The 12,774-nt window shown below is 45.1% G+C and carries 11 protein-coding genes and 2 pseudogenes; 6 read left to right on the forward strand and 7 right to left on the reverse strand.

Annotation, left to right across the window (positions count from 1 at the left end; translation table 11 throughout):
- The 3 genes and pseudogenes from EWV66_RS20275 to EWV66_RS20285 form a co-directional block, all read right to left on the reverse strand.
- Positions 1 to 446, reverse strand: a pseudogene (locus EWV66_RS20275) (IS4 family transposase); the annotation flags it as partial.
- Positions 425 to 784 carry a hypothetical protein gene (locus EWV66_RS20280; RefSeq protein WP_052276459.1) on the reverse strand — a complete coding sequence of 120 codons (360 nt, stop codon included), beginning with the start codon at positions 782 to 784 and terminating at the stop codon, positions 425 to 427. The gene EWV66_RS20280 and the pseudogene EWV66_RS20275, both read right to left, overlap by 22 nt.
- A gap of 117 nt (positions 785 to 901) precedes the next feature.
- Positions 902 to 1,735, reverse strand: a complete 834-nt coding sequence (locus EWV66_RS20285) for a photosystem II manganese-stabilizing polypeptide (protein ID WP_004160298.1) — start codon at positions 1,733 to 1,735, stop codon at positions 902 to 904.
- A 543-nt stretch (positions 1,736 to 2,278) separates the two neighbouring features.
- On the opposite strand from EWV66_RS20285, the gene EWV66_RS20290 reads away from it, so the two are divergent.
- On the forward strand, positions 2,279 to 2,623 hold the full coding sequence (locus tag EWV66_RS20290) for a hypothetical protein (protein ID WP_004160301.1): 345 nt from the start codon (positions 2,279 to 2,281) through the stop codon (positions 2,621 to 2,623).
- Between the two features lie 187 nt (positions 2,624 to 2,810).
- Positions 2,811 to 4,244, forward strand: coding sequence for a phosphoglucomutase/phosphomannomutase family protein (locus tag EWV66_RS20295; RefSeq protein ID WP_052276461.1), 1,434 nt, complete (start codon positions 2,811 to 2,813; stop codon positions 4,242 to 4,244).
- 42 nt (positions 4,245 to 4,286) lie between these two features.
- Here EWV66_RS20295 and EWV66_RS20300 read toward each other — a convergent pair whose 3' ends face one another.
- Positions 4,287 to 5,642 carry a (Fe-S)-binding protein gene (locus tag EWV66_RS20300; RefSeq protein WP_052276462.1) on the reverse strand — a complete coding sequence of 452 codons (1,356 nt, stop codon included), beginning with the start codon at positions 5,640 to 5,642 and terminating at the stop codon, positions 4,287 to 4,289.
- A gap of 9 nt (positions 5,643 to 5,651) precedes the next feature.
- Complete coding sequence (locus EWV66_RS20305; RefSeq protein ID WP_287107764.1) at positions 5,652 to 6,938, reverse strand: FAD-binding oxidoreductase; 1,287 nt, start codon at positions 6,936 to 6,938, stop codon at positions 5,652 to 5,654.
- 371 nt (positions 6,939 to 7,309) lie between these two features.
- Here EWV66_RS20305 and EWV66_RS20310 point away from each other — a divergent pair, with 371 nt between their 5' ends.
- Together EWV66_RS20310 and radC are read left to right on the forward strand one after the other, a co-directional pair.
- On the forward strand, positions 7,310 to 8,497 hold the full coding sequence (locus EWV66_RS20310) for an aspartate aminotransferase (RefSeq protein WP_052276464.1): 1,188 nt from the start codon (positions 7,310 to 7,312) through the stop codon (positions 8,495 to 8,497).
- Between the two features lie 97 nt (positions 8,498 to 8,594).
- Positions 8,595 to 9,326: a RadC family protein gene (gene radC, locus EWV66_RS20315; protein WP_002753303.1), complete on the forward strand. Its 732-nt coding sequence runs from the start codon at positions 8,595 to 8,597 to the stop codon at positions 9,324 to 9,326.
- 84 nt (positions 9,327 to 9,410) lie between these two features.
- Here the strand turns inward: radC and EWV66_RS20320 are convergent, their stop codons facing one another.
- On the reverse strand, positions 9,411 to 9,701 hold the full coding sequence (locus EWV66_RS20320; protein ID WP_052276466.1) for a DUF4164 family protein: 291 nt from the start codon (positions 9,699 to 9,701) through the stop codon (positions 9,411 to 9,413).
- A 498-nt stretch (positions 9,702 to 10,199) separates the two neighbouring features.
- Here EWV66_RS20320 and purM point away from each other — a divergent pair, with 498 nt between their 5' ends.
- Together purM and EWV66_RS20330 are read left to right on the forward strand one after the other, a co-directional pair.
- Positions 10,200 to 11,225, forward strand: a complete 1,026-nt coding sequence (gene purM / locus EWV66_RS20325; protein ID WP_287107765.1) for a phosphoribosylformylglycinamidine cyclo-ligase — start codon at positions 10,200 to 10,202, stop codon at positions 11,223 to 11,225.
- 657 nt (positions 11,226 to 11,882) lie between these two features.
- A complete protein-coding gene (locus EWV66_RS20330) occupies positions 11,883 to 12,257 on the forward strand; it encodes a putative quinol monooxygenase (protein ID WP_052276468.1) in 375 nt (124 codons plus the stop codon).
- Positions 12,258 to 12,582: 325 nt separating this feature from the next.
- On the opposite strand, the pseudogene EWV66_RS20335 reads toward EWV66_RS20330, so the two are convergent.
- A pseudogene (locus EWV66_RS20335) lies at positions 12,583 to 12,774 on the reverse strand (hypothetical protein); the annotation flags it as partial.

Raw genomic sequence — 12,774 nt, forward strand, 5'->3', positions numbered from 1 at the left:
GCACACAAAGATTGCCATTCATGTTCTTCCAAAAAACTTTCACAACTCTCCTCTCCGTGTAAGCGTGCTTGATAGGTTAACCAGAGTAATCTCCAGGCTACAATTGAATAGGTAGCTAAGGCCATCTCAATTCTCCGACCCGTTTCTAATTGCAGTTTTTCTAATCCACAACCACTTTTTAAAACAAAATGATAGCGTTCTATTAACCAGAGATAACTGTACCAGCGCACACAGGTTATCGCCGATTCAAAGCTACTAATGTCTAGGCTAGTTAAGAGGAGCCAACTGATAGGATTAACCCCGGTATGAGGATTTTCTTCTTCAGCTAAAATTACCTGTAATTTGAGAGATTGACTAGGCTTCGCTTTCGAGTGATGCTTAGGTACTTGTATTTCAAAACTGGCAAATCTAACTGTTAGTTTAGCTAGTCTAGCCTCGTGATATGGACAAACAGGGGTAAAGTCGGCACTTCAAAAGATAATCTTTCGGCCTTTCCTGTCCAATTTAAAAACGGTTCACCGATTGCCTTGAGTTTACGCGCTGCTATTTTGGCGGTTTCTAAATCTTCGGCTGCGAGAATTTGCTCAATTAAGGCCTCAGCTTCTTCTCGTGCGGGGTTTTCATCCCAGTTTAACTCCGGGGACAAGGAGGAATCATAACAATAGGTGACAGGGGGTTTTTTCTTCTTGAAGTGGGGTTCCGTGCCAATATCGGGGCGCTGGGGATGTTCCTCGCCATGGTTGTAACTTTTGGCTTCCGTTTTCTTGTTCGTCTTCTTGGGCATGAGCAACTCTTCCTCCCTGGCGAGGTCAACCTTTATTTTAACCCAAGAGAGCCGAAAAAAAGCGAACTTCTCTAGGGAGAAATTCGCCTTAATTTCCAGAAATTCTGAATTTATTAATTAGGCACGAGCTTCGAGACGACCGTAGAAAATGCCGCGAATTTTCACTTCTTCAGCATCTTTTGCCCCTAAATCGGTGTCGGAAGGCTGTTCACTTTCAAAAACACCAGCAAACTCGCCAGTAGAAGCATCAACTTTAGTCACCTGTAAAGACATAGTACCTTTACCCAGTTCCGTCGCTTTGACGTTAGCACGCTGGAAATCTTGACTATCAGCACTAGCGGGTAAAGCGACAGCATTATCATAACCCGTCACCACACCCCGACCTTTGGGATCTAAGAAACCAGCGCCACGATAGGAGGGAACTTTAAATTCGCCTTCAAAATCCGTGGAACTGTTGATAGAGCTAAATCCAGCTTCGGTTTTGCCGGTGAAACCTTTAATGGTAAAGAAGAGGGGAACTCTTTCACCTCCGGGTAATTGTACGGTAATGGGTTGGAAATCAATACCGTCTTCTTCCTTGAGGGTTAAAACACCGTCTTCACCTACGGTTAAGGTCGCTGTCATCTGTTCTAAACTGGTGGTATCTCTGGTTAGGAGTTTACCCGGGATAAAGGTGGCTGCTTCCCGCTTATTAATGGGTTCACCCTTGACAAAATATTCTTGGGGTTCCAAACATAAATCTGTCACCACATAACTTTCGCCGCTTTCTAAGGGGAGAGTACCCCGGGTAAACTCGGAAATCTGCGGACATTTGTTAGCTAATCCAGTGTTTAAAATTTCATCATAGGTTAGCTCGTTTCTATTCAGGACGGCACTAGGCGCGTCGCTACAAGCTGTCAACACCCCTAAGCACAAGGCTAAAAAGGCAACTAACAAGGCACGAAATCTCATCTATGTCAACCTCTCTTTGTCAATCTTTACAATTACTACCCTTGATCCATAGCCTGATGAATTATCGAATCGGTTGCGCCAATTCACCGAAACTCAGTTTATCAAAGATCAGTGACCATTGAGAAGATGGGAGACAGGGGACGGCAGGCAGGGGATAGGAGTCAGGAGATAGGAGTCAGGAGATAGGAGTCAGGAGACGGGAGGCAGCCGGCAAGAGGCAACAGTAAAGAGATTGGAGGAGATTCGGCTAATCGAAGAATAAGCAGTTTAAATACGTCTTAGCTTAGGAGTCAGTCCCGATGAAAAAATTTTCACCACCACAGATGAAAGAGGTTTCCTTCCCCACACCCCACACCCCACACCCTACACCCTACACCCCACTTCCCCACTTCCCCACTTCCCCACTTCCCCACACCCCACACCCCACACCCTACACCCCACACCCTACACCCCACACCCCACACCCTCTTTCAAGTCAGGAGGCTCTAAGTAACTGATAGCTGATGACTGATATGATTGGTGTGACTGTTTTCAAATAGGAACATGAATAGCCGATTGCCGGGAGATAACAGCCAATTAGATAGCCAACTAGATTCCCTTGTAACGACGGTGACAGCGATCGCCGAAGAACAGCAGGGAGATTGTAACGGTTTGTTAATGTTGCTGCGAACTTTAGAAAATTTACATCGGCAAATTCGCGAGCAGATGTTCGAGCCATCTTTACCCAATACCCGTAAGGACTTATACGGATTACTCCGGGATATCGAGGAAACCGGGGGATGGCCCTATATAGAACGGATGAAGTTACAAATGTTAATGGAAAAATTATTAGCCAGTGAAGTCGGCGCGCTCGATTCGGCGGCAAAAACCGATGATCGAGAAACCTGAAAAGGTATTGGGTTTTTAGGGTGTTAGGGTGTTGGGGTTTTGGGGTTTTAGGGTTTTAGCTGAAATTCCCCATTTCCCCATCTCCCCATCTCCCCATTTCCCCATTTCCCCTATCCCCCCATTGCCTATCGCCAAGGGGTACGGAGCGGGTTACAGTATTGGGAAAATGGATATTTAGGGGTAAATCATGACCACCGTGAACCCGATTAAATTTGGAACCGATGGCTGGCGCGGGATTATCGCCGCCGATTTTACTTTCGATCGAGTCGCTCTGCTCGCTCCCTTGGCGGCTCAGGTTTTAGCGGATAATTATGGTCAGATCACAGGTTCGCGGACGATGATCGTCGGCTATGATCGGCGGTTTATGGCGGAAGATTTTGCTCAAACTGCGGCGGAATCGCTTCAAAAAGCTGGTTTTGATGTGCTTCTCTCCCAATCCTACGCTCCGACTCCCGCTTTTAGTTGGGCAGCTCGAGCGGAAAATGCTCTCGGTGCGATCGTGTTAACCGCCAGTCATAACCCGGCTAAATATCTCGGTTTGAAGGTTAAAGGTTATTTTGGTGGTTCTGTCTCGCCGGAAATTACCCAACAAATTGAAGCTTTATTGTCTAATCCGCCGCAATTTAAGGACAATGCAGGTAAATTAAGCACTTTTGAGCCTTGGTCAAGTTATTGTCAGGGTTTACGCCAAAAAGTTAATATTGCCGCTATTGCCAACGCGATCAAATCGGGACAACTAAAAGTTTATTCCGATGTCATGCACGGTGCGGCGGCTACCGGTTTAGAGCGTCTTTTGGGGGTGGGGATCACGGAATTACGCGGCAATCGCGATCCTTTGTTCGGTGGCGGCTCTCCGGAACCTTTACCGAGAAATTTGAGGGAAATCATCGATAAACTGGCTCACAGCGCAAATTTAGCCCCTTTGCGAGTAGGTTTGGTCTTCGATGGCGATAGCGATCGAGTGGCGGCGATCGATGGTCAGGGGAATTTTTTAAGCACCCAAAATCTCATCCCGATTTTAATCGAGCATTTAGCCGGCAAAAAGGGAATGAGAGGGGAAATTGTGAAAACGGTGAGCGGTTCCGATTTAATCCCCAAATTAGCCAGTTTATACGGTTTATCGGTCTTTGAAACCCCGATCGGTTATAAGTATATCGCCGATCGAATGTTGACCACTCCTGTGTTAATTGGTGGGGAAGAGTCGGGAGGTGTCGGTTATGGTACTCACATTCCCGAACGGGATGCTTTACTATCAGCTTTATACGTTTTGGAAGCGGTGGTAGAATCAGGCCAAGATTTAAGCGATCTTTACGCGCAATTACAGGATAAAACTGGTTTTCATTCTGAGTATGATCGTATTGATTTACCCCTAGCTAATATGGAAGCTCGCAATCAGTTAATTACTGCTTTGGATAAGGAACCCTTAAGGGAAATTGCCGGTAAACAAGTGACTGATTGTAATACTATGGACGGTTATAAGTTCCGTTTAGAAGATGGCAGTTGGTTGTTAATTCGCTTTAGTGGCACAGAACCGGTTTTGCGTCTCTACTGTGAATCTTCAACCCTCGATCGAGTTCAGGAAATTCTCGCCTGGGCCAAATCTTGGGCTACTTATATCTAATCTAATAGAAAAGGGGTTTCTTGAAGAAACCCCTTTTCTATTTTAGGAAATTTTCAGCCCGCGAATCGCATAATCTAATAATTCGATAGGATGAATAACGGGTGTATCTTTTCCCTGTAATTGTAGATGTTTTTTAATTTGTAGGGAACAACCCGGATTAGGAGAAGCAATCACCGCAGCCCCAGTATTTAATAAATTGCGTACTTTCTGCTGACCTAATTCATCGGCAGTATCTGGCTGTAGCATATTATAAACTCCGGCACTACCACAACACAGGGCGGCATCGATAGGTTCTTTTAAGTTAATATTGGGGATTTTTTGCAATAATTGCCGTGGTTGCACGGAGATTTTTTGTCCGTGTAAAAGATGACAGGCATCTTGATAAACTAGGGTTAATTCTGTCTCGGTAATCGGCGATAAATCAGCAGTTAATCCCACTGTTGCTAAAAATTCTTGAGCATCGCGGACTTTAGCCACAAACTCCTTAGCCTTATCTTTATATTCAGGATCATCGGCTAAAATATGATGATATTCCTTGAGAGTATGACCACAACCTGCCGCATTGATAATAATATAATCAACCTCGGTTTCTGCAAAACTATCGATCATTTGTCTGGCTAAACTTTGTGCTTGTTTTTCCTGTCCTTGGTGTGCGGGTAAAGCGGCACAACAACCCTGGGTTTTTGGGATAACCACTTCACAACCATTGGCAGTTAAAACCCGCACTGTTGCTTCATTTACTGGTGAAAAAAAGAGTCTCTGCACACAACCTAAAACTACTCCCACCCGATAGCGTTTTTCAGTCTGGGAGGGAATAACATCGGCATAGTTTTTAAACAGAGAATTTAGAGTAATTCTGGGTAAAATTGATTCCATTGCTGCTAGACGGGGAAAGAGCATTTTTAAGATACCCGATTTCCTGACTAGGGTTTGTAATCCTAGGGTTTGATATAACCAGAGGAAAGGTAAAAATAATTTGAGACGGACGGGATAGGGAAAGAGATTAAAAATGAGAAAACGAATAATTTTATCTTTAAAACTGCGGGGTTGATTGCGTTCCACCTGCGGACGAACTGCGGCGATTAATTGATCGTATTGTACTCCCGATGGACAGGTACTAACACAGGCTAAACAACCTAAACAAGTATCAAAATGTTGGCTAGTGGTTTCGTCTAAAACCGCTTCTCCTTTGTTGATGGCATTCATCAGATAAATTCTACCCCGGGGGGAGTCCATTTCTTTGCCAATGACTCGATAACTGGGACAGGTAGAAAGACAAAAACCACAGTGAACACAACTATCGATTAATTCTTGAGCGGGGGGATTTTTGGGGTCAAATCCTTGATTTTTTTGGTCGATTAATTCTTGAAAGTTAACGGAATGTTCGGAGGTTTGCATAATTTTTAATTAGATTTTGTTAAGAAAGCGTTCAGGACTAAAAATACCGTGAGGATCGAATTTAGTTTTTAGGGTTTTCATCATGGTGATTGCGTTACCTGTATAACCCCAAGGTTCAATTTTTTCCTTTAGCGATGGAGGTGCGGTTAACACCGTTAGATAACCCTGATTGGCACTGCATAAAGAGCGAATTTTGTCAAGATTTTCCTCCGATTTTAAGATAACTTTACCCACCCCGCTACTAATATTAATCGAGGCTAGTCCGTTAATTTGGTCGATAACTAGAGCTAAATTGCTGGGTAATAATCCTATTTTGCCGAAAAAATTGCCCTCTTGGCCGGAATTATCCATTGTTTTTCGGTATCTTTGCCATAGAGAAACTGCTGCCTCATCCCGATAATAATTAGTCTGACAATCTAACTGTTGTCCTAAATAACTCACCTGTTGCGATTGTTCGCTAATACTTTCGGGAATGCTTTGAAAACGCAGCAGTAAAGCGACTTTTTCCCCTAATCCTAGTGCTTGCGTCATCCCTGGGTTTAAACATTCAGCCACGGTGGGAGTTAAGGCCGATTGCCGAATAACTTGACTTAATTTACTAATATTTTCGCTATTTCCAGTGATGATCAGGGTTTCTGAGTGAGCAGTTTCGGGATACAGTCGCAGGGTAATCTGATCGATAATCCCTAAAGTGCCGTAGGAACCCGTAAATAGCTTCATCATGTCGTATCCCGCCACATTCTTGACCACACGCCCTCCAGCTTTAGCAATCTCGCCATCGTGACGGATAAAGGAGAATCCTAGGATCAGATCCCGGACACCACCGTATCTTTGCCGCCATGTTCCCGCGTCGGCTGTGGCTATAATACCGCCAATCGTGGCATTATCGGCGTAACTGGGATCAAGAGGAAGAAATTGACCGCTAGGAGCTAAAAAAGCCTGTAAATCCGCTAGTTTAAGCCCAGCTTGCACGGTTATAGTTAAATCTCCCCTAGCATGGTCAATAATCCGGTTGAGATTTTGGGTACTAACTAAAATATCGGGCGACTCGACTAACCCACCCCAATCTAATTTACTGCCTTGACCGTAGGCCAGTAAAGACAGACGATTTTCGTTGGTAAAACGCACCAGAGAGGATAAAGCGGTTGTATTAGCGGGATAGACTAGAATTTCAGGACTTTTGCCCCTAATTGCCCTTGATAATCTTTCTTGTTCCTCTTTTGGCACTTGTGGCCAGGCAATAACCGTCGTGTCGGGGGGTAAAATAGAAGTTATCTGAACAGCGATCGCAGTCATATTTTACAAAAGAATTGAGGAGTGAGGAGTCAGGACTTACCGGCCGCTAATGGCGAAGAATGGGGGTAATGCTGGGGCTAATCAGTAATTTTGGGCCTCTATTAATTAGATTACCTTAGTTTGGCTCTCCATCTCCGATGTCGGGCAATTCCAGCAATATTGAGGCACAAAGAAGTCAGCTAATAACTAACTGCTAAGTAGCTGGTTATAATTAAATTAAAAATGGATTTTAGGTTCGATCCCCCCTTAGTCCCCCCTTAATCCCCCCTTAATAAGGGGGGCATCTGATAATTTTTAACGCCTACCTACTTAAATTAGCCATACACTCGTGCCATAATGGTAGATTACCTCGATCAGTAAGCCAAGAAGTAATGAGTGTAGATTGGACGAATAGCCGCGCCAAGCGATTAAGTGCCTTACCCCCCTACGTTTTCGCCCGCTTGGATGAATTAAAAGCCTTAGCCCGCAAAGAAGGACTAGATTTAATCGATTTAGGTATGGGCAACCCGGACGGTTTTGCTCCGCGTCCGGTTATCGAAGCGGCCATTCAAGCTTTTGAAACGCCCCAATTTCACGGTTATCCCCCCTTTGAAGGAACCGCCAGTTTTCGAGAAGCGATCGCTAAATGGTATGATCGCTCTTATGGTGTGGAACTCAATCCCGATAACGAAGCTTTACCCTTGCTCGGTTCCAAAGAGGGCCTATCTCACCTCGCCCTAGCTTATGTTAACCCCGGCGATGTGGTCTTAGTTCCCAGTCCCGCCTATCCCGCCCATTTTCGCGGTCCTTTGATTGCTGGGGCGACGCTATACCCGATTATTTTAAAAGCAGAACAGGATTGGCTGATAGATATCGATTCTATCCCCGAAGATGTGGCTAAACAGGCGAAAATCCTCTATTTTAACTATCCCAGTAACCCCACCGCCGCCGTTGCCCCTCGGGAATTTTTTGAAAAAATCGTTGCTTGGGCCCAGCAATATGAGATTATGCTCGTCCATGATCTCTGTTATGCTGAATTAAGTTTTGATGGTTATCAGCCCACCAGTTTATTAGAAATTCCGGGGGCAAAAGAGATTAGTGTAGAATTTCATACCCTCTCGAAAACCTATAATATGGCCGGGTGGCGCGTCGGTTTTGTCGTGGGCAATGCCGATATTATTCAAGGGTTACGCACCCTGAAAACTAATCTCGATTATGGTATCTTTTCCGTCATCCAAAAAGCGGCCGAAACCGCCCTACAACTGCCGGATGAATACGTCAAACAAGTACAGGAAAGATACCGGCAGCGACGAGATTTTTTAATCAAAGGTTTGGGGCAATTAGGTTGGGATATTCCCCCCTCTAAGGCGACAATGTATCTCTGGATTCCCTGTAGCGTCGGCATGACTTCCACGGATTTTGCCCTCAGCGTCCTGCAAAAAACTGGTGTCGTCGTCACTCCGGGTAATGCTTTTGGAGAGGGAGGGGAAGGTTATGTGCGCGTCAGTTTAATCGCCGATATCCCGCGATTAGGGGAAGCTTTACAGCGCCTCGAAGATGCGGGAATTCGCTATCGGTAAGGAGAGTTTTTCCCCTTGATTTACCGGCCAAATCCCTCTAGGCACTGGCTAAAATTGCGATTATGATGGAATTTTATCGCGGTAGCTTGCCACTTCCATGACCTACAGCTTAAGAATTGCCGATATTCCCGTCAGTGAAAGACCGAGGGAACGTTTAATCAGTGTCGGGGCGAAAAACCTCAGTAACGCCGAATTATTAGCGATTTTACTGGCTACAGGTCAAGGTAAGGGGAAACTCTCGGCCGTGGGTTTAGGACAGCATATTCTCAACGAATTGAGTAAATATCGCCGGGATCCTTTGGACGTTTTGAGGGATATTCACCCCCAAGAATTAACCGCTATTCATGGCATTGGACCGGCTAAGGCTACTACTATTCTAGCGGCGATCGAATTGGGAAAACGAGCTTTTCAACGACGACCGACGGAAAAAATGGTTATCGATAGTCCCGATACCGCTGCCGCCATACTTGGACACGAACTAATGTATCAGTCTCAGGAACGTTTCGCCGTTATTTTACTCGATGTCAAAAATCAGTTAATCGCACTCAAAGTGATTACTATCGGCACAGCTACAGAAACACTGGTACATCCGCGAGAAATCTTTCGAGAAGTAGTGAAACAATCAGCTACTAAGTTAATTATCGCCCATAATCACCCCACCGGGTCACTTGTGCCTAGTCAAGACGATATTTTACTCACAGAACAATTATTACAGGGAGCTACCTATCTAGCCATTCCTCTCCTAGATCATTTGATCCTCGGTAATGGCAACTTCCAAAGTCTTCGCCAAATCACGGATCTTTGGGAAAAATATCCCCAAGAAGATTGACAGAAAAGACACTCGATCTTTGTAGTTTAATTTTTTAGCCGTTTCAATTGGGCGTTAATTTCTGCAAACATTATGCGATCGCTGTCAAGGATTGGGGAGAAAACCAAAAATTTTGGCCGCTCCTCCTAAAATGGCAACAACCAAAGCTATCAGAATCCCCCGATTGGTAAATTCCTGATCAGCGACTCTTGCAGTTAACCCTTTAATTTCTCCGGTTAGTCGTTCATCTAAAGCTTTAATGTCCCCTCTTAATTCTGATTGTCCTATCTCTAGCTTGTTTAAACGCTCGTTGACATCTCTTTGTAAAAAGTCGATTTTCCCCTCAATCCTTGTCAAGACAGCCTCAAGGGAATAAGTGACCGTTTCGTTAGACATTTTGCTAAACTCCTAATTAATTAGGGCTTGCTGAATAAATGTGAAATGTAGGCAAGGTAAGAGTTTTGTGGCTTTTCTTGCGAAACAGGTGCAAGATTTTGAGATAATCGTGCTTCAAAACCTGGCATCTTGAGCGGCGATTGCGTCCTGTAGGGGCGAAGCATTCGGGTAATAACCTATCGGTGAAACCGCAGATTTTCTATCCGAATGCTTCGCCCGTACTTTTTAAGCAAACCCGAATTAAGTAATCTCAATTAATTGTCAGATAGTGGCGCAGACTTCTGGTTCTCTGTATTTTATCTTTAATTGTAACTGGCTACTTAGTCGATGATAGGTGCTGCGTTACGACGGATTCTCACCTTCGAGTCAAAGCAGCAATTTTCCGTCTCACGCACCCTACGCTTTACCTCCCACTTCCCAATTCATAATTCATAATTTATAATTCCCATGGGACCGAAATCTGGGTAAAATTTGAGAGATACAATCGGTCAATTGGGCATGGATTATAAAGAAGCGGGCGTGGATGTGGAAGCGGGACGCGCTTTTGTCGAGAAAATTCGCCAAAATGTGGAAAGTACCTTCCGTCCCGAAGTTATCGGCGGTTTAGGCGGTTTTGGGGGGTATTTTCAGTTACCTTCCGGTTATCGGCAACCGGTGTTAGTATCGGGAACTGATGGTGTAGGGACCAAGCTAAAAATTGCCCATAGTCTCAATCGCCATGATACGGTGGGAATTGACCTGGTGGCCATGTGCGTCAACGATGTCCTAACCTCCGGGGCTGAACCTTTATTTTTCTTGGATTATCTGGCCACTGGTAAACTGGAAGCGTCACAGTTAGCGGCGGTGGTATCGGGAATCGCTAGGGCCTGTCGTGATAGTGGTTGTACTCTTTTGGGAGGGGAAACGGCGGAGATGCCGGGGTTTTATTCGGCGGGAGAGTACGATTTAGCGGGTTTTTGCGTCGGTATTGTCGAAAAAAGTCAATTACTCGACGGCAGTAAGGTGCAAATCGGCGATGTGGCTATCGGTTTAGCCAGTAGTGGGGTTCACAGTAACGGTTTTAGTCTTGTTCGTAAGATTATCGACACCCAGGGCTTAAATTGGCAAGATTGCCCCGAAATTTTGGCTGGCTCTAGCTTAGGTGAAGTTTTGTTAACTCCCACTAGACTTTATGTTAAACCTGTGCTAGAACTGCTGCGCTCTGGGTTAGATATTCACGCCATGGCCCACATTACCGGGGGTGGCATCCCGGAAAATTTGCCCCGCTGCTTAGGTAAAGGGCATTCTGTGCAGATTTACCGCGAAAGTTGGCCAATTTTGCCGATTTTTCACTGGTTAGCCCAGATGGGTTCGGTTAATTCCGAAGCCATGTTTAATACTTTTAATATGGGTATCGGTTTTGTGATCATTGTCCCATCGGATCTGGCGCAATTGACTATTAATCAACTCCAATCCTCTGGGATTAATGCCTACCAAATCGGCGAAGTGATTGCCGGTAAGGGGGAAATTGTTGGGCTTGATTAAAGTTAGTTGAGGCTAAGAAGATTTTGCCATCAATTCCACCAAAAAATCAGGTTGACTGGCTGGGATAGCAGCAGAGTTTCGGCCTATCCCCAACCCAATTTATATTAAGTTTTTTTACTTAGGGACTTGCGCTTTGATAATGTACCTTTTGGGCGAACGCAGTTCGCTCCTACATTGTGGACAAAATCCGTTACTGTAGGGGCGCAAAGCTTGCGCCCTCCGATCGATTGGGATATTATTCTCACGCAAGTCCCTTAAGTAGTTAGGGTCTGCTGAATAAATCTAACAACCTTGTTGGATAAGACTTTTGGACTTTTTTTCCCTCAAAAAGTGCCAGCCATTGCGGGGATCGGGGGGAAAATCCCTGGACTTTTTCCCTGAAAATTAGGTAGTTGACCACCTAAAAATCGATAAAACCCCACACCCCACACCCTGCCCCCAGGAAAAGCTTTTTCAGCATACCCTACTTATACCTAGATAGAATTAGGTCAGAACCTCATCAACTTGCTTCCAATTCGTGAAGCGTCTGAATGGAAACCCGTGAGAAACAAAAGACGAGGGTTCTTTTGGACTAACTTGCTTCCAATTCGTGAAGCGTCTGACAGAAGAGACCACAAACGCGGGATACCCCTCCGCACCACCTAAAAGGAGAATCTAATGTTCAAAATCGATACTTGCTGTACTCTAGTACCCTACTTTGAAGTACAAGAAGGAAAAATTGCTGCGTTTAAGGAACTAGGCCCCAAGTTCATTGAGAGAACCCGCACCGAAGAGGGCTGTATCCATTATGCTTTTTCCTTTAGCGGCAATATTGCTCATTGCCGCGAGGGTTACGTCGATGCCTCCGCAGTTCTTGCCCACCTACAAAACGTCGGGGAACTGCTAGACGAAGTTCTCAAAATCGCCAAGATTATTCGCCTAGAAGTTCACGCTCCCGCTGCCGAAATCGAAAAACTGCGAGAGCCGTTGGCTTCTCTTAACCCTCAGTTCTTCATTCTCGACGAAGGTATTCGTCGCACCAGCGAAGCTTAACCGCGGACTGACACAAAAGAGAAGGAGTAAACTAGAGATTAAGTAAAGGATCATCTAGAAAAATGCTCCTTCTAGAACAATTCGAGCAAATATCGGACTATCGTGGCAACCATGGCTAACGGGGTGACAAGCAGATTGAAAGCGATACGGGGTGTGGGAGAAATCTTAAGACCAACGAAAGAATTGATACTTATTTCAGCCAACCCAAATCAATTAGCCTGATTGTCCCCCATTATCCCTAGATTCTGGCATCTTCTCTGAAAGTAACCAGAAAGCCACAAAAAAGCACCCCCTTGCGGGAGTGCCTTTTCGTTCAGACTAGGAATTAACCATTGATAGCGGGAGCAATCAGAGCCACAGGAGCCTGTTCACCACTAGCTAAGTCTAAGGGGAAGTTGTGTGCATTGCGCTCGTGCATTACTTCCATACCGATACCAGCGCGGTTTAACACATCGGCCCAAGTACCGATTACACGACCTTGAGAATCGAGAATCGACTGGTTGAAGTTAAAACCATT

The organism is Microcystis sp. M_OC_Ca_00000000_C217Col, assembly GCF_007095585.1.
Taxonomy (GTDB): Bacteria; Cyanobacteriota; Cyanobacteriia; order Cyanobacteriales; family Microcystaceae; genus Microcystis; species Microcystis panniformis.